This window comes from Streptomyces sp. NBC_01474 (genome assembly GCF_035918215.1).
Lineage (GTDB): Bacteria > Actinomycetota > Actinomycetes > Streptomycetales > Streptomycetaceae > Streptomyces > Streptomyces aureus.
Window position 1 is genome coordinate 2,701,032 of the sequence record NZ_CP109449.1, and the last position, 20,459, is coordinate 2,721,490.

Sequence of the window (20,459 nt, forward strand, 5' to 3'; positions counted from 1 at the left end):
TTTCCCCTGGCCGAACGCGCACGGAAACCATACCGCACTCGGGACCGTGGTCGCGCACCCCTTTCGTCCGCGGCCGGCGCGTGGCAGGTCACTCTTGACCTCAAGCAGACTTGAGGTTGCACGCTCCTGTCATGACAACGACAGCGGCACGTACGGCGGCGGCCTCCTTCTCCTACGACGACCTTCCGGCCCTCATGGAACGCATGACCGGCGACGAGAAGCACGGCCCCGCGGCGACCTCCACCCTCGATGTCCTGTGGGTGCTCTACGACCGCGTGCTGCGGGTGACGCCCGACGGAGCACGGGATCCGGAACGTGACCGGTTCCTGCTGTCGAAAGGCCACGGCCCCATGGCGTACTACGCGGTGCTCGCGGCGAAAGGCTTCGTGCCGGAGGAGTGGCTGCCCGGCTTCGGGGCGTACGACTCCCCGCTCGGGCACCACCCGGACCGGGTGCTCGTCCCCGGCGTGGAGATCGCGAGCGGGTCCCTGGGGCACGGGCTGCCGATCGCCGTCGGGACCGCACTCGGACTCCGCGCGCAGGGCCTCGCAAGCCCGGCGGTCTGGACGCTGATCGGGGACGCCGAGCTGGACGAGGGCAGCAACCACGAGGCGATCGCCTTCGCCGGGCCCGCCGCACTCGACCGGCTCCACACCGTCGTCATCGACAATTCCTCGGCCAGCCACGCCAGGCCCGGCGGCATCGCCGCCCGCTTCGAGGCAGCCGGCTGGTCCGCCACGACCGTCGACGGACGCGATCACGAGGCTTTGTACGAGGCCTTCACCGCGCCGCACCCGGGAAAGCCGCGCGTGGTCGTCGCCCGCGTGGAGCCCAAGAACGCCTGAGCCGCGCCGCCCCGCTCTTCTGCTCTCTTCCCTCTTCCCTCTTCCCTGGAAGGACACCCGCGTCATGGACACCATGCGTGATCGATTCGCCCCCGTCGTCTCCCAGCTGCTCGACGAGGACCCCCGGGTCGCCGTCGTCCTCGCGGAGATCGGCAGGGACCGCTTCGTCGAAGCCGAGCGCCGGCACCCGGACCGGGTGATCAATGTCGGCATCAGGGAGCAGCTGCTCATCGGGACGGGCGCAGGGCTCGCGCTGACCGGGCTGCGGCCCGTCATGCACACCTTCGCCAGCTTTCTGGTGGAGCGCCCCTTCGAGCAGGTGAAGCTCGACCTCGGGCATCAGGACGTCGGCGGAGTCCTGGTGAGTGCCGCCGCCTCCTTCGACTGGCCGTCCGGCGGCTTCACGCACATGGCGCCGGGCGACGTGGCGCTGCTCGACACCCTAGACGGCTGGACAGTCCATGTGCCGGGCCACCCGGACGAGGCCGAGACGCTGCTGCGGCACGCGGTCGCCGCCGGTGACGACCGCGTGTACGTCCGCCTCTCGGTGCAGTCGAACAGGGAGGCACTCGCCGTCGACGGCGAGCGATTCCTGACCGTCCGCGAAGGCCGCAGTGGCGTCGTGGTCGCCGTTGGGCCGATGCTCGACGCGGTCCTCGCCGCCACGGAGGGCCTCGACGTGACCGTGCTCTACGCGACGACGGTGCGTCCATTCGACGCCGGAGCGCTGCGCCGTGCCGCGGGTGCGGCCGACGCCGCCGACGTGGTGATCGTCGAGCCGTATCTGGCGGGTACGTCGACGGCGGCCGCCAACGACGCGCTCGCCGATCTGCCGCACCGAGTGCTGGGGCTGGGCGTGGGCCGCCGCGAGCTGCGCCGGTACGGACAGATCGAGGAGCACGTGGCCGCGCACGGCCTCGACCCCGCGTCCCTGCGGGAGCGGATCAGCGGCTTCCTCGGTGCGCCGGCTCGCGGTTAGAGGAGGACTCGCCCAGGCTCCGGCCCGGGACCGGCACGGTGCTGTCCACCCGTATCAGGCCCCTGATCGCAGGGACGGAAAGCAACGCCGCCGCCACGAGAACGGTCGTGACGCCACCGGCGAGCAGCACGTGGCGCGTGCCGAAAACTCCGGCGGCGGGGCCCGCGAGCGCCTGGCCGACCGGTGTCATCGCGAGGGAGCCCGCGACGTCGTAGGCATGTATGCGGTTGAGGACGTCGCGCGGGACCTGGGTCTGGATGCTGGTCGCCCACATGACGCCCCAGAACGACATGCCCGCCCCCGCGACGACCGCGCCCGCCGCCATCCACTCCACGCCGAACCCGGCGCCCACGGTCGCCGGGAACAAGCTGAACCCGAACAACGCGACGGCGCCGGCCCTCAGCATGCGGCGGGGGCGCAGCCGCAGGGCGCAGACGCCGCCGATGACCGTGCCGAGGCCGAGCGCCGAGTTGACCAGGCCGTAGGCGCGCGGGCCGTGTTCCTGGACGACCTGCGTGGCGATGAGCGGGACGGCTGGGCCCCAGGCGGCGATCATCAGTACGCACCAGATGGCTATGACTCCCCAGAGCCAGGTGCGTGATCTGAACTCCCGCCAGCCCTCGACGAGATCGGCCCGGAACCCGCTGCCGCGGATCGCCTCGGTGCCGGGCTGGGCCGGGGGCAGCCGGAGCAGCAGCAGACACAGGGCGCTCAGCCCGTACGTACCCGCGTGGGCCGCGAAGACGACACCCGGCGAGGCGAACGCGACGAGCATGCCGGCGACGGCCGGGCCCGCGAGCTGCGCCACGGACTCCGCGACGCGTATCGCGCCGTTCGCCGCCTGTACGTCGGAGGCGAGGCGCGGGACGGTGCTGGCGACGCCGGGCTGGAAGAGGGCGGCCGCCGCGCCGTTCACCGCGCCGATCACGCAGATCTCCCACAGCACCACGTGCCCGGAGAAGAACATGACCGCGGCGAGGGACTGGGTGACCAGGCGCGTGAGGTCGGCGCCGATCATCAGCAGTCGTGTGCTGAACCGGTCCGCGAAGACACCGCCGAAGATGACGAGCCCCGCGAAACAGGCCACGGAGGCGGCCATCGCGAGGCCGACGGCGCCCGCGCCGTACCCGTGCTGCAGCAAGCCCGCGGCGAGCGCCACCGGCAGCATGGTGTCCCCCAGCTTGGCCACGGCACGCGCCGAGAAGAACAGCCCGAAGTCCCGCGACCAGATACCGCTGCGCGGCCGCCTCGGTTCACCGGAAACAGGATTCGACCCCCCAGCCGAATCCCGCCGTCGCCTCGGTTCACCGGGATCAGGATTCGATCCCTCAGTCGAATCCCCGGCCCGTTCCCGCTCTTCCCCCGACCCCCGTGGCCCTTCCTTCGACATTCCGCCCATGCCTGCCCGTACCCTCCCCGGCGGCGCGACGGCCCCTGTGGCTCCGCGCTCCCCTACCCCTGCCGGATCATGCCACGCGGCACTGACATCGCCCCGGGAATATCAGTCCGTCGGCTCCGGTGGGCCCAACTCTGGGTGAGCGTCCAGGAGTCGGCCCGGGGCGGCCTGGCGCCAGGAGTCGGTGAGGATGTCGCGCAGTTCGTCGCTGTCGTCGAGGGCGGCGAGCCTCACCCGCACCCACGCGAAGCCCGCCTCGTGGTCCGCGATCCAGAACTTCTTCGGCTCCGCGAGAACCAGTTCGTCGCGCTCCACCTTGGGGCAGCGCACCGCGATGGAGGTCTCCTCCTCGGGCATCGTGGCGAACATCTTCCCCGCGACCCGGAACGTCGGCATGCTCCAGGCGATCTTCTCCGTCACCTCCGGCAGGGCGAGGGCGATGGAACGTACGTCGTCGGCGTCTTGCATGGAACGAACCGTAGCCAAGGCCACTGACAACCGCCGGTCGGAGCGCATGCTCGGACAGGTCGCCCACCGGTTCGGGCGTGACGGGCGCCGGGTCCCAGCGAACAACGGACAGCCGGCCCACCAGCTCAGGCGCCACCGGCGCCGGCCCCCACGAACGGCTGTCGTCCGACCCACCAGTTCAAGCGCCACCGGCGCCGGATCCCGTCCCCGCGAACAACGCACAGCCGGCCCACCAGTTCGGGCGCGACCATGCGCCTGGCCCCCGCGAACGAAGACCGGCCCGCCCACCCGATCAAGCGCCATCGGCACCAGGCCCCGCGAACAACGCACAGCCCGCCCACCACTTCAGGCGCCACCGCCGCCGCCCCGCGATCGGCGGCCAACCGCTCCACCGGTTCGAAGGCGACTTCCACCCGGACCCCCGTGATCGCGGCGCCCCCTCCGCATCCCCTGGCCCGTTCCGGCCCATTGACCCCTCTCCGCCCGGAACCTACGCTGAACGACGCCATCGGGAAAGCGCTTTCTAAGCTTCGGCTTCCAGGCGTTCCGGCATTCCCGCAGCACTCACCGCACGCCCGAGTCGGCCACCGGCCAACAGCCCAGGGAGCGCCATGAGTTCTACGAGTTCCGCCACACCCGTACCGTCCGGGAGACACGGACCCCCCGCGCCCACCGCGCGAGACCCGCACAGCTCACGCAGCCCTCGCAAGGGACGCCGTCCGTGCTCGCCCTGGACCGTCCTCCTCGCGCTGATCGCCCTCGTCGTCGGCCTCGGACTGGCGGCCCCGCCGCGCGCCGAGGCCGCGGCCTCGTACCGCGTGCTCGTCTTCTCCAAGGTCACGAACTTCGCTCATGATTCGATCCCAGCGGGCATCGACGCGATCAAGAAGCTCGGCAGTGAGAACGGCTTCGAGGTCGAGGCGACCGACGACGCCGCCGCGTTCACCGACGAGAACCTCGCCCGCTTCAAGGCGATCGTCTTCAACAACACCAACTCGACGCCGGAGACAGGCGATCTGCTCGATGCCGACCAGCGCGCGGCTCTGCAGAAGTACGTCCGTGGGGGCGGCGGCTGGGTCGGGCTGCACGCCGCGTCGGCCAGCGAGCGGGACTGGGGCTGGTACGAGGGGCTCGTCGGAGCCATCTTCGACCAGCATCCGGCCGTGCAGACGGGCCGGATCAAGGTCCTCGACCACGCGCACCCGTCCACGAAAGGGCTTCCGGAGCTCTGGGAGCGTACGGAGGAGTGGTACAACTGGCGCACCAACCCCACGGGGAAGGTGCACACGCTCGCGCAGGTCAAGGTGCGTGACGGGGTCACCGGGCTCGACGAGGGCGTCGATCACCCGTGGTCGTGGTGCCAGAACTATGACGGCGGCCGGTCCTGGTTCACCGCGGGCGGGCACGCCAAGGCGGCGTTCGAGGAGGCCGGTTTCCTCCAGCACGTCCTCGGGGGCATCCAGTGGGCGGCCGGCGACAAGCCGGGTGACTGTTCGGCGACCAGGACCGGCAGTTTCCAGCGCACCCCGCTGGCGACGGCCGACCTGGCCGACCCGTTCGAGCTGGCCGTGGCGCCGGACCGGCGTGTGTTCTTCATCCAGCGGACCGGCAAGTTGAAGATCATCGATCAGGAGTCGCTGAAGGTCACCACGGCGTTGGACCTTGCCTACACGCCCGAGATGACGAGTCAGTCGGACGGTCTGCTGGGGCTCGCGCTCGATCCGAAGTTCCGGGACAACCACTGGATCTATCTGCTCAACTCCGACAAGACCGAGAAGCGGATCAATCTCTCGCGGTTCACCGAGTCGGGCGGCACGGTCGACCCGGCGTCGGAGAAGCGCCTGCTGACCCTGCCGACCTGGCGGGGCGAGGGACGCGCCAACTCCCATATGGCGGGCTCCATCGCCTTCGACAACAAGGGTGACCTCTACATCGCGACGGGCGACAACACGGACCCGTTCGCGTCGGACGGGTTCAACCCGATCGACGAGCGCGAGGGCCGGCGCGCCTGGGACGCGCAGGGCACCGCGGGCAACACGAACGACCTGCGTGGCAAGGTGCTGCGGATCACCCCGAAGGCCGACGGGACGTACAGCGTGCCCGAGGGGAACCTGTTCGCACCCGGCACCGACAAGACGCGTCCAGAAATCTACGCGATGGGCATGCGCAACCCGTTCCGGATCACGACCGATCCGGTCAGCGGGGCACTGCTGGTGGGTGACTACGGTCCTGACGCGCGCAACGCTGTGGCCAACCGTGGGCCCGAGGGCACCGTCGAGTTCAACCGCATCACCAAGGCGGGGAACTACGGCTGGCCGTACTGCATCGGCAACAACACCCCCTTCAACGACTACGACTTCGAGTCGAAGACATCCGGGGCGAAGTTCGACTGCGGTCACCTCGTGAACGACTCGCCGAACAACACCGGCCTGCGCGACCTGCCGCCCGCCCACGCGGCATCGGTCTGGTACGCATACTCCGCCTCGGAGCAGTTCCCGGAGCTCGGCACCGGCGGCGGTGGCCCCATGAGCGGTCCCGTGTACGCCTACGATCCCGCGAACCCGAACAAGACCAAGTTCCCGGAGTACTTCGACGGGAAGTGGTTCAACTACGAGCTGACCAGGCAGTGGTTCAAGACCTTCTCGATCCAGGAGAAGGACCAGACGTTCACGGATCCGCGGTTCGCGCCCGCCAAGGCCGGCGATCTGCAGTCCATCAACTCCGTGTTCGGCGACATGAAGTGGAACCAGCCCTTCGACGCGGACTTCGGCCCCGACGGGGCCATGTATGTCATCGACTTCGGGCTCGGCAGCGGCACGGGCCGCGGCGGGAGCAACGAGGGCGCCGGTATCTACCGGATCGACTACGTCGCCGACAGCCGCCTGCCGGACGCGCGGGCCGCTGCTGCGCCGGACAGCGGCTCGGCGCCACTCGCCGTCACGTTCTCCAGCGCCGGCTCGGGCCTGCCCGACGGCAAACCGGTCACGTACGCCTGGGACTTCGACGGGGACGGCACCACCGACTCGACCGACGCGAACCCGAAGTACACGTACACGAAGAACGGAGTGTTCACGGCACGGCTGACGGTGACCGGGCCGACGGGGCTCACCGGTCGTGCCGTGCAGGACATCACCGTCGGGAACACACGGCCCAAGGTGACGATCCAGCAGCCACCGAACGGCGGGACGTTCAGCTTCGGCGACACGATCCCGTTCAAGATCAAGGTGACGGACCGGGAGGACGGGCGTCCGATCGACTGCTCGCGCGTCGTCGTCCAGTCCCAGCTCGGCCACGACTCCCACCTGCATCCGCTGGACAACTACACGGGCTGCGCCGGGGAGATCGTGACGGACGCCGGGGACAGCCACGGGCCCGGCCAGAACCTGTACTACGGCATCAGCGCCCAGTACGAGGACAAGGGCGGGGCGGGCGGCGTGCCCGCGCTGACGGGGTCCGCGTCGCTCTCGCTACGTACCTCGTTCCGTGAGGCCGAGCACCACACGAAGACCGGTGGCGCGCACGACGGCGTCGTGGTCGCGAGCCGCGCGGACGCCTCGGGCGGCAAGCGGCTCACCGAGATCGAGAACGGGGACTGGGTGTCCTTCGACCCCGTGCACCTGAAGGGCGTCGACTCGGTGACCGTGGGCGCCGCGTCCGGCGGGATGGGCGGAGACATCGAGTTCCGCGTGGGCTCCCCGACCGGCAAGCTGCTCGGAAAGGTGTCGGTCCCGAACACGGGTGACTGGGGCAACGTGGTGTCCCCCACCACCCAACTGGCCGACTACGGGGGTACGTTCCCGCTGTACGCCGTCTTCACCAACCCGCAGTGGAGCGCCGACAAGCCCGACCTGTTCGCGGTCGACTGGCTGCACTTCAACGGGCCGGGGGTGGAGAAGCACGCGGGCGCCAGGGTGAAGGTGACCGCGACACCCGAGAGCGGCGCGCCGTCGCTCAACGTCGCCCTCAAGGGCACGGTGAAGCTCCCGGAGGGCCGTACCGCGGCCTCGTACCACTGGGACTTCGGGGACAACGGCAAGCCGAGCGGTACGGAGGGCGCCGACGCCCAGCACGCGTACGCGCGCGCGGGTGCGTACACGGCGCATCTGACCGTCACCGACGACAAGGGCGACACGACCACCGGCTCGGTCCGGATCACGGTGAAGTGAGAGGTGTGGGCATGATGAAGAGCAGCAGAAGGGCCTTTCTCGGCACGTCGTTGGGGCTCGCGGCAGCGGTCGGTACGGCGCTGCCCGCGTCGGCCGGGCAGCGGCGGCGCATCCCGCGTGGCGGCATCGGCATGCACCTCTACACGATGCGTGACGTCCTCGCGAAGGACTTCGCCGGCACCGTGGAGCAGCTCGCGGAGATCGGGTATGCGACGGTCGGCGTGAGCGGGCGGCACGGGTACGGGGCGGCGGACATCCGAAGGATGCTCGACACCGTCGGCCTGCGCGCGGTCCTGGAGCACGTCGCGTATCAGACGCTGACCGGCAGCGGACTGCCGCAGGCGCTGGAGGATCTGCACACCCTGGGCGCGAAGTGGCCGGTGGTGCCCAGCCTGCCGGGCTCGATGCACAGCCCGGCCGGATACCGGGAAGCGGCAAGGGAGTTCAACCGAATCGGGGCCGCGTCTCGCGAGGCCGGGCTCGGGCCCGTTCTGTTCCACAACCACGACGGCGACCACGACGTGCTGGACGGGGAGAACCTGTACGACATCCTCGTGCGCGAGACCGATCCGCATCTGGTCGCCTTCGAGCTGGACGTGTACTGGGCGTCGAAAGGCGGCGCGGACCCGGCCGCATACTTCGTTCGGCACCGGCGCCGCTTCCCCGCCCTGCACGTGAAGGACATGGCACCCGACGGCGGGTTCGCCGACGTCGGGTCGGGGACGCTCGACTTCGCCGCCATGTTCGACGACGCCCAGGCCGGCGGCGTCAAGCAGTGGCTGGTGGAGCACGACATCCCGAAGGACCCGTTCGCGACGGCCCGCAACAGCTACGAGTATCTGGCGGCGCTGCGGTACTGAGAAGGCCGGTGCAGGAGACCGGACAAGGGACCCCGCGTCCCGTGACGCTTGCGGAACAGCGTCGTGGGGCGCGGGGTTGCCAGCTGTTGGTGGTGAGGGTTGATGAGTGGGCGTAAACGGGTGGCAGTGGGTGACGTCACCAGCGTATGAATGGGTGCGACTTCACGCCGAAGAGTGAGGTCCGATTCTGGTGCGGCTGGACCCGTCGGGCCACACCTTCACCACCAAGTTCCGTATCCCGCACCGTATGTGGGACGCCTGCGGAACTGCCGCATAGTGCCGCCGCACGCGGGCGGGTTGACCGCGGTGCAGACCTCGTCGGTCATGTCCGCGAGTTCATCCGCACCCACGGCAACAAGCAGGAACTCGCCGAGCTCGAAGCGGCGGAGCAGGAACTCGCTGGGTGCCGCGCACGCAAGGGCGGCCGGCCGAAGAGGGAGCCAAACGCATGAGTATCTGGTCGAGCGTGCCGGGTCCGGACATCCTCGCCCTCAACGGGGCGGACGACGCAGCGAACTATCACGCCGAGGGTGAAGCCACGATCAACGTCGACGTGGCCACGAACGGGTTCCATGACCACATCCGGCTCGCCCTGTTCTTCGGCTGCCCCGAGGTGGATGCGCTGCTCTCGCCGGCCGCCGCCCGCATGTTGCGCGATCGACTGAATGCGGTACTCGGCGACGAATCCACCACATGACCACGGCCCGCACGGAACCACCGGGCGGGGCCGCTGAGTGAGGTCTCGCCACCCCTGCGTCGAGACGTCCGTGGTCTCCACAGACACCTTCGTACTCGCCGTCGCCGTACTGATCACGGACGGCGTGTAGTTCAAGCTCGCCCGGTCCGACAGCTCGGCCGTCTCGATGACCGGGCCGGACTCGTCGCCGTGGATCTCGTGCGGGCTGACGTTCCCGGGGTGTCGACCGCGATCAGGCGTTGCGCGGGCTCGCCGAGGGCGTCGCCGCCTGCCCGCGCTGCCGGCTGGACACACACGGAGTTCGGCGTCCAGCGCGCCGGTGGTAAGAGCAAGCGCGGCGGCACGCCGTGAATCTTGTCCGAGCGGTCTCGTTCGGAGCCGGATGGCATGGGCTGCTGCTGTGGCGGTGCCGTTGAAGATGCAGCCGCGCATGTCATGGCGGGCGGCTTGACCCCTGTCATGGGTGAGCCCTTCCAGCAGTGCCCCACGGCCCCTAGGCTCGCCGTCGGATCACGGGGGCATCGATGTCAACTGGGGGCACAGATGGGTTACTTGACAGGGATCCTGCTGATCATCGTGGGAGCGCCGCTGGTCGGCCTCATCGGTACCTGGATCGAGGACGCCGGGCATGTCAGGGCAGGCAAGTCGATCTCCGTCGGTGGGTACTTGGCGGTGCTGGGCGTCGCGGCGTGGCTGATCGTCAGCTCTTTCTGACGCCCGTATCGCCGCGACATGTGTGCGGTGCGTGGCTAGGAGACGCTTGCCCTCGTCGATGGCATCGGGGACGGGTGGCGTCGGCGTGGATCCGGCGTATATCTCGATCTGGACCGGTGAGTATTGGCGCGCAAGCCCCTCACCAGCGCAATGCGCACTTTGACTCTCCATGACGCCGTGTCGGTGGCGATCGGCAGGCGCGCCCTCGGCCGCTCGGTCCGGCGGCGGACGGCACTGCCCCGCGACGACCGGAGCGATCGTCGTGAGTGTCGGACCGTCCAGGGGCTGATCACCCTGTCTCAGGGCGTGAGGTACCCCGCCGTCCCGTCGCGGAGCGCGCACATGATGCGTCGCGCCGGACGAGGACGGCGAGAACGCGGGAGAGCAGCGCATTCAACACCGTTCGGGATGCGCGCAGTTCCAGGACATGGGTCCAAGGATCACTCCTGCATCCTGTTCGGGAGCGGTCCCTGCCGTGCGCGTAAGGGGTACGTGCTCGCCGTAGGCGTGCCGGTGCGCGCTCAGTCGTGTGCCGAGACCGCCCCCAGAAGTTCGCGGATGCGGCCTGTCGCCGTGCGGAACTCGGGGGTCGCGAGCGTCGCCGCGTAGTCCCGCTCGGCCGGCAGGCCGACGTCGATGATCTCGGTGACGGTGCCGGGGCGCGGGCTCATGACGACGACGCGGTCGGCGAGGTAGACGGCTTCCGGGATGGAGTGGGTCACCAGGAGGACGGTGGTGCGGGTCTGGCGCCAGATGCGGTTCATCTCGACGTTCATCTGCTCGCGCGTGAGCGCGTCCAGGGCGCCGAACGGCTCGTCCATGAGGAGTACGGGTGGCTCGTGCAGCAGGGCCCGGCACAGGGCGACGCGCTGTTGCATGCCGCCCGACAGTTCGTGCGGATATGCGTCCTCGAAGCCGGTGAGTCCGGTCATCCGGATCAGTTCGTCGGCACGCGCGCGTGCCTGGGCGGTGGACATGCCGCGCATCTCCGCCTGGAGCAGGATGTTGCGGCGCGCCGAGCGCCACTCCAGGAGGGCCGCGCGCTGGAAGACGTACCCGATGTCCTTGCGCGGGCCGCGCACCAGCTCGTCGTGCAGACGGACTTCACCCGACGAGGGTGTGAGGAGGCCGGCGACGAGCTTGAGGAGTGTGGATTTGCCGCAGCCGGAGGGTCCGACGATGGCGACGAACTCGCCGGCTGCGACGTCGAGCGATACGTCGGTGAGGGCGGTGACGTCCTTCTTCTTCGTACGGAAGCGGACGTCGACGTCTGTCGCGCGCACGGCGGCTCCGACGTGTGCGTTCGCTGCGTCGGTCTTCTTCAGTGTGGCGTCCTTCGGCATGGTGCAGCTCTCCTTGTGGGCTGTGCGGGACGGGTGCTCAGCCCTTGATCCCGTTGGCCGAATCCCAGTAGTCCGCCACCGGCTTGGGGTTCTTGACCATGCCTGCCTGGGCGAAGACGTCGATGGTCTGCTGCCAGTCGGCCTCGGTGTTGGCGCCGGGTGCCTTGCCCTGTGTCGCGTCCGTGTGCAGGAGGGTCAGGGTCGTCTTGAACTGCTCGGACAGCACGGTCTCCGGGGGGAGTTGCTCGGAGGCGCCCTTCATGGAGGCGACGGCGGGCTCGGGGCTCTTCTCCGCGGCGGCCCAGGACTCGCTGACGGCGGCGACCATGCGCTTGGCCAGATCGCCCCTGCCCTGAAGGGTCTTGGGGCCCGCGATGAGGCCGTCGGAGTAGAAGTTCAGGCCGTGCTCGGAGAAGCGGAGGTAGGAGACGTCCTTCTTCGCCTTGTCCTGCATGGTGGGGCCCTGGTCGCTCGCGTAGCCGAGGAGGGAGTCCGTCTTGCCCGACATGACGGCGGCGATCTTGCCGGCGGGGTCGGTGTTCTGGACCTTGACGTCCGACTCGGCGAGGCCGTTCTTCTTCAGGAAGATGGGGAACGTCTTGGAGAGCGCGTCGCCCGCCGTCCCCGCGATGGTCTTGCCCTTGAGGTCCGCCGGGGACTTGATGTTCTGGCTCGCGAACGACTGCACCGAAGCGGGCGTCGTCTGGAGGAAGACTCCCAGGCTCTTCACCTTGACGCCCTGGTCCACGCCCGCGAGCACGGCGGGGGTGTCGGCCCAGCCGAAGTCGGTCTGGCCCGCGCCGGTGGCCTGCACGGTCTTCTGCGAGCCCTGTCCCGCGCGGATCTGCAGGTCGATGCCGTGCTTCTCGAAGATCTTCTGCTTCTTGCCGTAGTAGAACGGCGCGTGCTCGCCGTACGGGTACCAGTTGAGCGTGAGGGTGACCTTGTCGAGCTTCTTGCCGGAGTCGCTGGTCGATGTGGAGCCGGAGTCGTCGCCGCAGGCCGTCGCCGTGAGGGCGACGAGCGTCAGGGGGACGAGTCCGGTGAGGAGTCTGCGCGCGTGCATGGGGCGGCCCTTCTCGCGGCGGTCGGTGGGTGGTCCGGGGTGGTTCCCGGAAGTGCCGGCGTTCAGTACGCCGTGGTCGCCGTGACGTCGCGGCGGCTGGCGTGCCACGGCAGGAGCAGCTTCTCGGCGATCTCGACGAGGACGAAGAGCACGACACCGATCAAGGACATGACGAGCAGGCCCGCGAAGAGCATCGGGGTGTCGAGGTTGCCGTTGGCCTGGAGGATGACGTAGCCCAACCCCTCGTTCGCGCCCACGAATTCACCGACGACGGCGCCGGTGACGGCGAGCGTGACGGCCACTTTGAGGCCGGAGAACAGGTGCGGCAGGGAGGCCGGGAAGCGGATCTTGCGGAAGGTCTGCCAGGGGCTCGCGCCCATCGTCGCGGAGAGCTGGAGCATCTCCGGGTCGACGGCCTTGAGTCCGGTCACCATCGAGATGACGACGGGGAAGAACGCGATGAGTACGGCGATGAGGATCTTCGGTGCGATGCCGAAGCCGAGCCAGACCACGAACAGCGGGGCGATCGCGATCTTCGGGACGACCTGGGCGAAGAGCAGGATCGGATAGAGGGTCTTCTCGACGGTCGAGGAGTAGACCATGATCACGGCGGAGAGGATGCCTACGCCGACGGCGATGACGAAGCCGAGCAGCGTCTCGTACGTGGTCACCCAGGTGTGCTGCCAGAGGTAGTCCGGCTTGTCGAGGATGACGTCGAGGGTCCGGCCCGGCGACGGCACCAGATAGGGCTCGACCAGTTCCGCCGCGGCGATCACCCACCAGGCGGCGAAACAGATCACGAGCAGCGCGACGGGGCGCCAGCTCCGCTCGGCCACGTCCGCGGCACGCCGGCGCAGCCCGGGCGCCTGACGGTCGGCGACTCCCGCCGTTTTGACGGGTGTTGCGGGCAGTGTGCTCTGACTCACGATGAACTCCTACGGAATCGGGAGGCAGTTGAGGGGAGCCGGGGTAACGGACTCGCGAGGTAACGGATCAATACTCACTACGGTGACGAAGCCCGGAAATCGCTTTCAGAAAGCGCTTTCTGGTACGATGTCAGCCACGCTAATGACTCGTGGAGCACAGGGTCAATAGGCCGTTCCGAAGTTTCCTGTGACCGGTGCCGCAACCGGAATCCGAGGGGGCAGAGTGAGCGAACCGCACGGGCACCCGCAACAACCGCACGTGACTCTCGACGCGGTGGCCCGCACGGCGGGGGTCTCCCCCGCGACGGCGTCCCGCGCCCTGAACGGAACCACCCGCGTCCGCGACGACCTGTTGCGCCGGGTCCGCGCCGCGGCCGACGAACTCGGCTACATCCCGAACGCCCACGCGCAGGCCCTCGCCAGCGCCTCCAACAACACCGTCGGCGTCATCTGCCACGACGTGGGCGACCCGTACTTCGCCGCGATCGCCAGCGGGATCATGGCGCGGGCCGCCGAGCGCGGGCTGTTGGTGATGCTCTCCAGCACGTTCCGCGCGCCCGAGCGCGAGATCGCCTACATCTCCATGCTGCGGGCGCAGCGGGCCCGCGCGATCCTGCTCATCGGCTCCGGATTCCAGGACCCCGCGTGGGAGCGTTCGCTGGAGTCCGAGATCGCCCCCTATCTGCGCGGCGGGGGCCGGGTCGCGGTCGTGAGCCGGCACCGCAGTCTGCGCGTCGACACCGTGCTGCCGGAGAACCGGGCGGGGGCGGCGGCGCTCGCCCGCGCGCTGGTCGGCCTCGGGCACCGGGAGTTCGGGGTGCTCGCCGGGCCCGCACGACTGACGACCGTCGCGGACCGGCTGACCGGATTCCGGCAGGGGCTCGCCGAGGCAGGGGTGCCCCTCGCGGACGAGCGGGTCGTCGAGGGGGCCTTCACTCGTGACGGCGGATACGCGGCGGCGAGCGAACTGCTGCGCCGCGCACCCCGGCCCACGTGCGTCTTCGCCGTCACCGACGTGATGGCTGTGGGGGCGCTCGCCGCGTTCCGCGACCACGGCCTGCGCGTCCCTCAGGACATCTCCCTGGCCGGCTTCGACGACATCCCGCTGGTCCGCGAACTGACCCCGCCCCTCACGACGGTGGCCCTCCCCCTGACCGGCATGGGCCGCGCCGCCCTCGACCTCGCGTTACGTGAACCGAGGGGGCCGCGCTCACGGGTGGAGCGGATCGTGGGCGAGGTACGGATACGAGAGAGCACGGGGGCGCCGGGGTGACCCGGTCGCCTCTCCGTTACTCGGCCGCTTCCCCCAGCGCCTCCAGTACCGGCCTGATCAGAGGGTGCTCCTCCGCTCCGCAGCGGACCGCCGCGAAGACCCTGCGGGTCGGGGCCACCCCGTCGACCGGGCGGACGACCGCGTCGGACAGGTCCATGCCACGCAGCGCCGAGCGCGGCACCAGGGCGACACCCGCACCGGCCGAGGCGAGGGCGACGACGGCGCGGAAGTCGTCCGAGGAGTGTTCGACCTGCGGCTGGAAACCGGCGTGCTCGCAGGCCAGGACCACCACGTCGTGGCACGGGTTGCCGGGGAACGGGCCGATCCAGGTGTCCTTGGCCAGCTCGGCGAGCGGCACCCGGTCGGACGCCGCGAGCCGGTGCCCCGCGGGAAGCACCGCGTCGAACGGCTCGGCGTACAGCGGTACGCGCGTCAGGCGGGCGTCGTCCGCGCCCGGCGCCCCCCGGTACTCGACGGCGACCGCGACGTCGACCTGCCGGTCGAGGACCATGGGCAGGCTCGCGTCGCCCTCGGCGTCCTGGACGCGGATCCGGATGCCGGGCGCCGTCCGCGCGAGGCGGGTCAGGGCCGGGGCGACGACCAGGCCGATCCCGGTGGCGAACGCGGCGACGGTGACCGTGCCGGCCGCCCCCGAGCTGTACGCGGCGAGCTCGGCCTCCGCCCGCTCCAGCTGGGCGAGGACCGCGTTCGTGTGCGTGAGCAGGATCTCGCCCGCCGGGGTGAGCCGGACGCCTTTCGCGCCGCGCTCGACGAGCCGGTGGCCGGTCTCCTGTTCCAGGGCGGTCAGCTGCTGGGAGACCGCTGACGGGGTCAGATAGAGCGCGGCGGCAGCCGCCGTCACGGTGCGGTGGTCGGCCACCGCTCGGAGGATGTGCAGCCGCCGCGCTTCGATCATGCGACCGATTCTCCCAAATGTGCCGCCGATGTCCGAACCGGGGGCCTGTCGCCCCAGGTCAGCTCGCGGCTCCGGCGGACTCCGTCTCCAGCTCCGCGCGCGCCGCGACGAAGGCGTCCACGGCCCGGTTCACGTCCTCGGTGGAGTGCGCCGCGGACAGCTGGACGCGGATCCGCGCCTTGTCCTGCGGGACGACCGGGTACGAGAAGCCGATCACGTACACGCCGCGCTCCAGGAGCAGCTCGGCCATGCGGCCCGCGACGGACGCGTCGCCGATCATGACGGGCGCGATGGCGTGGTCGCCGGGCAGGATGTCGAAGCCCTCCTGCGCCATGCGGGTGCGGAAGAGCGCCGTGTTGGCGGCGAGCCGCTCGCGCAGCTCGCCCGCCGACTCCAGGAGGTCGAGGACCTTCAGGGACGCGGCCGCGATCACCGGGGCGAGGCTGTTGGAGAAGAGGTACGGGCGCGAGCGCTGGCGCAGCAGCGCGACGATCTCGGCGCGGGCCGCGACATAGCCGCCGGAGGCGCCGCCGAGCGCCTTGCCGAGGGTGCCGGTGATGATGTCGACGCGGTCCATGACGCCGTGCAGCTCGGGGGTGCCGCGGCCGCCGGGGCCGACGAAGCCGACGGCGTGCGAGTCGTCGACCATGACCATGGCGTCGTAGCGGTCGGCGAGGTCGCAGATCTCGCTCAGCGGTGCCACGTAGCCGTCCATCGAGAAGACGCCGTCGGTGACGATCAGGCGGCGGCGCGCGGACTGCGCCTCCTTCAACTGCCGCTCCAGGTCCGCGAGATCGCGGTTGGCGTAGCGGAAGCGGCGGGCCTTGGACAGGCGGATGCCGTCGATGATCGAGGCGTGGTTCAGCGCGTCGGAGATGACGGCGTCCTCCTCGCCCAGGAGCGTCTCGAAGACACCGCCGTTGGCGTCGAAGCAGGAGGAGTAGAGGATCGTGTCCTCCTGGCCGAGGAACGCGGACAGGCGCGCCTCGAGCTCCTTGTGGACCTCCTGGGTGCCGCAGATGAAGCGGACGGAGGCCATGCCGTAGCCCCAGCGGTCGAGTGCCTCGTGGCCGGCGGCGATGACCTCGGGGTGGTCGGCGAGGCCGAGGTAGTTGTTCGCGCAGAAGTTGAGGACCTCGCCGGGGCGGCCGCCCGCGGTGACGGCGACCGTCGCGGACTGCGGGGTGCCGATGACGCGCTCGGGCTTGTGCAGGCCCGCGGCGGCGATCTCGTCGAGGGTGGCCTGCAGACCGTCGCGTACGGAGTCGAACATGGTGACTTCCTTTAAAAGAAGAGGTCGGTCAGGAGGTCGGGGCCCGGCAGCGGGGCTCAGGCGGTCCAGTCGAGGATGACCTTGCCGCCGCGGCCGCTGGCCGCGTCGTCGAAGGCGGCCTCGAAGTCGCGGTGGCTGTAGCGGCCCGTGATCACGGGGGCGAGGTCGAGGCCGCCCTCCAGGAGGACCGACATCGCGTACCAGGTCTCGAACATCTCGCGGCCGTAGATGCCCTTGATCGTGATCATCGAGGTGACGATCCGGGACCAGTCGACGGCGAACTCCTCGGCGGGCAGGCCGAGCATGGCGATCTTGCCGCCGTGGGTCATGTTGGCGAGCATGTCGCGCATGGCGACGGGGTTGCCCGACATCTCCAGGCCGACGTCGAAGCCCTCGCGCAGGCCGAGGGAGCGCTGGCCCTCGGCGATCGTCGTCTCGGCGACGTTCAGGGCGAGGCTGACGCCGATCTTGCTGGCCAGGTCGAGCCGCTCCTCGCTGACGTCGGTGACGACGACGTTGCGGGCGCCGGCGTGCCGGGCGACGGCCGCGGCCATCAGGCCGATGGGCCCGGCGCCCGTGATCAGGACGTCCTCGCCGACCAGCGGGAACGACAGGGCGGTGTGCACGGCGTTGCCGAACGGGTCGAAGATCGCGGCCACGTCGAGGTCGACCGGCACGCGGTGCACCCACACGTTGGAAGCGGGCAGAGCGACGTACTCGGCGAACGCGCCGTCGCGTCCGACACCGAGCCCGACCGTGGAGCGGCACAGGTGGCGCCGCCCGGCGAGACAGTTGCGGCACTTGCCGCAGACGAGGTGGCCCTCGCCGCTGACGCGGTCGCCGATGGCGATGTCGGCGACGTCACGGCCGGTCTCGACGACCTCGCCGACGAACTCGTGGCCGACGATCAGCGGCGCGCTGATCGCCTGCTGCGCCCAGCCGTCCCAGTTGCGGATGTGGAGGTCGGTGCCGCAGATCCCGGTCCTGAGGACCTTGATCAGCACATCTCCGTGGCCGATGCCCGGCTCGGGCACGTCCGTCAGCCACAGTCCCGGCTCGGACTTCTCCTTGACCAGCGCCTTCAACGCACGGCTCCCCTCGTCGCACCCCGCGTCACGGCATGCCGGGACCGGCCGCCGTGCGAGGGGAAGAGTGAAATGACAGCACGGACGGGCGCCTTGGTGCGGCTGCGGCGCGCCCTGCTGCCGACGGGAGCAAATCTGCCGTACGGCGGCGCTCCTGGTCCATCGAGGATTTCTTAAGCGCCGCCGCAGGTTTCCTTCAGGCCTCTCCTGGCACGGGAGCTACGGGTGTACGAGCACGTGGGCGAGTGCCACGCGTCCCGTTCCCGTGAGCTTGATCCGTACGTAGCGGGCCTCGGTGCCCTTGTCGGTGTCCAGGACGGTGGGCCGCAGGGCCTTGCCCGGGACGTGGAGGGTGGTGGCGTCGGCGAAGTCCGGGGTGCGGGCCAGCTGGACGTCGAAGCCGGTCGTGGTCATCGAGGTGTTGTTCCAGACCTCGACCTGGCCGACGTGCTGTACGGACCCCAGGTCGACCTGCCACCAGGCGCCCGGCTCGGACAGGGTGCGGGTGTCGGTGGAGGTGTCGCCGTCGGTCGCGGCGGCCGCGGTGGCGGTGCCGTCCGTGGAGGACTGCGAGGCGGTGCCGGTGCGGGCGAGGTCGGGGCGCAGTTGTTCGACGCGGTCGTGCCCCTGGGCGCCCGCGGAGGCGGCGACCTTCAGCGCGTCGGCGGGGAGCCGGTCGAGCTTGGTGTGGTTGTCGGTCATCGCCGAGCCGGTGCCGGCGAGGGCGGGGGCGTCGGTGTCGGTCCAGTTGCCGGTGGCGTGGTTGTCGATGCCGTAGTCGGCCCAGTTGGACACCCACTTGTAGCCGAGGCGGGTGAGGACGTTGCCCTCGACACGGATGTGGCTGGACTGTTCGTCGAGGTAGATGCCGTTGCCGTCGCGCTCGGTGTTGCCGAAGGCGCTGCGGTTGATGTAGTTGCCGGAGATGACGGTGCCGGGCTGGGCGCCCTGGGTGTAGATGGCGCCGCCGTCGTGCTGCTCGTGCTCGACGCGCATGACGTTCGTGATCCGGTTGTTCGTGATCCGGTTGTCGCGCAGGACGGACTTCTGCGCCTCGGGCTGGTTCCAGCCCCAGCCGACGGAGATGCCCGAGTAGGGCAGGTCGTCGAGGGTGTTGTGGTCGATGACGGTGGCGGCCTCATAGCCGGCCCAGATGCCGACGGCATCGGTGAACTCCACACCGGTGCGGCGGATGGTGTTGTACGCCACCGTGTTGCGCGCACCCGCGAGTTCAGGAGCCGGCATGGGTTCCGTGTCCCCTATGTAGGCGGCTCCGGAGGACAGGTCGGTGAAGCGGGAGCGGGTGAGCTTCGAGTCCTGCGTCCCGGCCTCGAACACCACCCCGGCGCCGCCGAGCCTGCTGAACTCGACCTGGTCGACGCTCACATGCCTGCCACCGCGCACGGTGAGGGCGGCGGAGGGCTTGGTGTAGTAGCGGCCCGCGTGGTCCTTGGGGCCGCTGGCGCCGGTGAGCACGAGCCCCGCCTGCATCCCGGCGTAACCCTCGTCGGTGGAGGGCTGGTGCCAGGCCGCATACCGCAGCGCGATGCCCTCGATGCGCACGTCGTGGGCGCCGTCGAGGACGAGGAGCTGCTCGGTGGCAGGGATGACGGCCTTGGCGCGGCGCATGTCCTCGCCCTTGCGCGGCAGGTACGTGAGGGTGCGGGCGTCCGAGTTCCAGGCGAACTCGCCCGGACGGTCGAGGAGTTCGGGCGCGTTCTCGAAGTACTTGACCCCCGAGTAGCGCGACGAGTCGACCGCCGTGGTGTCCCACGCGGGGCCCGTGCGGTCGGTGCCGGAAGCGGAGTTGGTCCAGCATGGCTGAGCGAAGGTCAGGATGTCGCCGGTGACGGAGTCGATGCGGCAGTGGTAGTTGCGCCAGCGGACGCTGATGACGGCCTCGGCGTCGGTGGGGCGGGCCCAGGAGGCGATGCCGGTGGCCTTCGCGCCGGTCATGCCGGTCTTGGTGGCGTCGCACACGGAGGCGGCGCACGATTCGCCGCGTGCGCGCACGGCCCGTACCCCGTCGACGAAGAGCTGGCGGGGCGTGACGCCTTCGGGGACGTGAGTGGTCCAGGTCCCGTCGGTGTTGCTGTCCCAGCCCTTCAGGGTCCTGCCGCCGGAGAGTACGGGGTGTGCGCCTCGCTCGGCGGTCCAGGTGACGGTGTGCCCGTCGCGCCCGGAGTCGGCCGCGCCGAGTTCCAGCGGTCTGCTCAACGCGTAGGTTCCGTCGGCGAGTTCGACGCGTACGTCGCGTCCGTCGACGGTGCGGGCGGCGTCGCGGGCGCCGTCGAGGGAACAGGGGCGGCCGTGCGTGCAGGCGGTGCCGGATCCGTCGGGGGCGGCGTGCAGGACGCGGGGGGACGGGTCGGCTTGTGCGGCGGGGGCGGTGGACAGGAGGGCGGCCGTGGCGGCGAGGGCGACGGCGATGCGGGTGCCGTTCATGATCGGC

Annotated in this window: 16 protein-coding genes and 1 pseudogene; 8 read left to right on the forward strand and 9 right to left on the reverse strand. The window is 70.3% G+C overall.

What is annotated here, in order from left to right:
• Positions 1-131: 131 nt before the first annotated feature.
• Both OG758_RS12765 and OG758_RS12770 read left to right on the forward strand, forming a co-directional pair.
• Positions 132-845, forward strand: coding sequence for a transketolase (locus tag OG758_RS12765; RefSeq protein ID WP_326710103.1), 714 nt, complete (start codon positions 132-134; stop codon positions 843-845).
• Between the two features lie 64 nt (positions 846-909).
• Positions 910-1,824, forward strand: coding sequence for a transketolase family protein (locus OG758_RS12770; protein ID WP_326710104.1), 915 nt, complete (start codon positions 910-912; stop codon positions 1,822-1,824).
• On the opposite strand, the gene OG758_RS12775 is transcribed toward OG758_RS12770, so the two are convergent.
• Together OG758_RS12775 and OG758_RS12780 are read right to left on the reverse strand one after the other, a co-directional pair.
• Positions 1,790-3,214, reverse strand: a complete 1,425-nt coding sequence (locus tag OG758_RS12775) for an MFS transporter (RefSeq protein ID WP_442810424.1) — start codon at positions 3,212-3,214, stop codon at positions 1,790-1,792. The two genes, OG758_RS12770 and OG758_RS12775, sit on opposite strands and share 35 nt — an antisense overlap.
• A gap of 111 nt (positions 3,215-3,325) precedes the next feature.
• The gene (locus tag OG758_RS12780) at positions 3,326-3,688 is read right to left on the reverse strand and encodes an MmcQ/YjbR family DNA-binding protein (RefSeq protein WP_326710105.1); all 363 of its coding nucleotides are present in this window, start codon (positions 3,686-3,688) and stop codon (positions 3,326-3,328) included.
• 611 nt (positions 3,689-4,299) lie between these two features.
• On the opposite strand from OG758_RS12780, the gene OG758_RS12785 reads away from it, so the two are divergent.
• The 5 genes and pseudogenes from OG758_RS12785 to OG758_RS12805 all read left to right on the forward strand — a co-directional run bounded on the left by OG758_RS12785 (position 4,300) and on the right by OG758_RS12805 (position 10,125).
• The gene (locus OG758_RS12785) at positions 4,300-7,854 is read left to right on the forward strand and encodes a ThuA domain-containing protein (RefSeq protein ID WP_326710106.1); all 3,555 of its coding nucleotides are present in this window, start codon (positions 4,300-4,302) and stop codon (positions 7,852-7,854) included.
• Positions 7,855-7,868: 14 nt separating this feature from the next.
• Positions 7,869-8,714 (forward strand): sugar phosphate isomerase/epimerase family protein, encoded by an 846-nt coding sequence (locus tag OG758_RS12790; RefSeq protein ID WP_326715883.1) that lies wholly within the window; start codon positions 7,869-7,871, stop codon positions 8,712-8,714.
• Between the two features lie 403 nt (positions 8,715-9,117).
• A complete protein-coding gene (locus OG758_RS12795; protein ID WP_326710107.1) occupies positions 9,118-9,411 on the forward strand; it encodes a hypothetical protein in 294 nt (97 codons plus the stop codon).
• 221 nt (positions 9,412-9,632) lie between these two features.
• Positions 9,633-9,737 (forward strand): annotated as a pseudogene (locus OG758_RS12800) (hypothetical protein); the annotation flags it as partial.
• Positions 9,738-9,954: 217 nt separating this feature from the next.
• Positions 9,955-10,125, forward strand: coding sequence for a hypothetical protein (locus OG758_RS12805; protein WP_326710108.1), 171 nt, complete (start codon positions 9,955-9,957; stop codon positions 10,123-10,125).
• Between the two features lie 521 nt (positions 10,126-10,646).
• On the opposite strand, the gene OG758_RS12810 is transcribed toward OG758_RS12805, so the two are convergent.
• The 3 genes from OG758_RS12810 to OG758_RS12820 all read right to left on the reverse strand — a co-directional run bounded on the left by OG758_RS12810 (position 10,647) and on the right by OG758_RS12820 (position 13,460).
• Positions 10,647-11,468 (reverse strand): ABC transporter ATP-binding protein, encoded by an 822-nt coding sequence (locus tag OG758_RS12810; protein WP_326710109.1) that lies wholly within the window; start codon positions 11,466-11,468, stop codon positions 10,647-10,649.
• Positions 11,469-11,505: 37 nt separating this feature from the next.
• A complete protein-coding gene (locus OG758_RS12815) occupies positions 11,506-12,534 on the reverse strand; it encodes an ABC transporter substrate-binding protein (RefSeq protein ID WP_326715884.1) in 1,029 nt (342 codons plus the stop codon).
• A 62-nt stretch (positions 12,535-12,596) separates the two neighbouring features.
• Positions 12,597-13,460, reverse strand: a complete 864-nt coding sequence (locus OG758_RS12820) for an ABC transporter permease (protein ID WP_382630564.1) — start codon at positions 13,458-13,460, stop codon at positions 12,597-12,599.
• Between the two features lie 259 nt (positions 13,461-13,719).
• Between OG758_RS12820 and OG758_RS12825 the strand changes: the two genes are divergently transcribed.
• Positions 13,720-14,733, forward strand: coding sequence for a LacI family DNA-binding transcriptional regulator (locus OG758_RS12825; RefSeq protein ID WP_326710110.1), 1,014 nt, complete (start codon positions 13,720-13,722; stop codon positions 14,731-14,733).
• A gap of 16 nt (positions 14,734-14,749) precedes the next feature.
• On the opposite strand, the gene OG758_RS12830 is transcribed toward OG758_RS12825, so the two are convergent.
• The 4 genes from OG758_RS12830 to OG758_RS12845 all read right to left on the reverse strand — a co-directional run bounded on the left by OG758_RS12830 (position 14,750) and on the right by OG758_RS12845 (position 20,452).
• Positions 14,750-15,649, reverse strand: coding sequence for a LysR family transcriptional regulator (locus tag OG758_RS12830; RefSeq protein ID WP_326710111.1), 900 nt, complete (start codon positions 15,647-15,649; stop codon positions 14,750-14,752).
• A gap of 58 nt (positions 15,650-15,707) precedes the next feature.
• Positions 15,708-16,922, reverse strand: coding sequence for a glycine C-acetyltransferase (locus OG758_RS12835; protein WP_326710112.1), 1,215 nt, complete (start codon positions 16,920-16,922; stop codon positions 15,708-15,710).
• 56 nt (positions 16,923-16,978) lie between these two features.
• Positions 16,979-18,007 carry an L-threonine 3-dehydrogenase gene (tdh, locus tag OG758_RS12840; RefSeq protein WP_326710113.1) on the reverse strand — a complete coding sequence of 343 codons (1,029 nt, stop codon included), beginning with the start codon at positions 18,005-18,007 and terminating at the stop codon, positions 16,979-16,981.
• A 219-nt stretch (positions 18,008-18,226) separates the two neighbouring features.
• Positions 18,227-20,452 (reverse strand): right-handed parallel beta-helix repeat-containing protein, encoded by a 2,226-nt coding sequence (locus OG758_RS12845; RefSeq protein ID WP_326710114.1) that lies wholly within the window; start codon positions 20,450-20,452, stop codon positions 18,227-18,229.
• Between the last annotated feature and the right edge of the window lie 7 nt (positions 20,453-20,459).

Bases quoted from the DNA above. Each gene is read 5' to 3' on its own strand.
- OG758_RS12830 (WP_326710111.1), bottom strand. From the start codon at position 15,649: ATGATCGAAGCGCGGCGGCTGCACATCCTCCGAGCGGTGGCCGACCAC.
- OG758_RS12835 (WP_326710112.1), bottom strand. From the start codon at position 16,922: ATGTTCGACTCCGTACGCGACGGTCTGCAGGCCACCCTCGACGAGATC.
- OG758_RS12845 (WP_326710114.1), bottom strand. From the start codon at position 20,452: ATGAACGGCACCCGCATCGCCGTCGCCCTCGCCGCCACGGCCGCCCTC.
- OG758_RS12770 (WP_326710104.1), top strand. From the start codon at position 910: ATGGACACCATGCGTGATCGATTCGCCCCCGTCGTCTCCCAGCTGCTC.
- OG758_RS12765 (WP_326710103.1), top strand. From the start codon at position 132: ATGACAACGACAGCGGCACGTACGGCGGCGGCCTCCTTCTCCTACGAC.
- OG758_RS12775 (WP_442810424.1), bottom strand. From the start codon at position 3,214: ATGTCGAAGGAAGGGCCACGGGGGTCGGGGGAAGAGCGGGAACGGGCC.
- OG758_RS12805 (WP_326710108.1), top strand. From the start codon at position 9,955: ATGGGTTACTTGACAGGGATCCTGCTGATCATCGTGGGAGCGCCGCTG.
- OG758_RS12815 (WP_326715884.1), bottom strand. From the start codon at position 12,534: ATGCACGCGCGCAGACTCCTCACCGGACTCGTCCCCCTGACGCTCGTC.
- OG758_RS12785 (WP_326710106.1), top strand. From the start codon at position 4,300: ATGAGTTCTACGAGTTCCGCCACACCCGTACCGTCCGGGAGACACGGA.
- OG758_RS12790 (WP_326715883.1), top strand. From the start codon at position 7,869: ATGAAGAGCAGCAGAAGGGCCTTTCTCGGCACGTCGTTGGGGCTCGCG.
- OG758_RS12810 (WP_326710109.1), bottom strand. From the start codon at position 11,468: ATGCCGAAGGACGCCACACTGAAGAAGACCGACGCAGCGAACGCACAC.
- OG758_RS12780 (WP_326710105.1), bottom strand. From the start codon at position 3,688: ATGCAAGACGCCGACGACGTACGTTCCATCGCCCTCGCCCTGCCGGAG.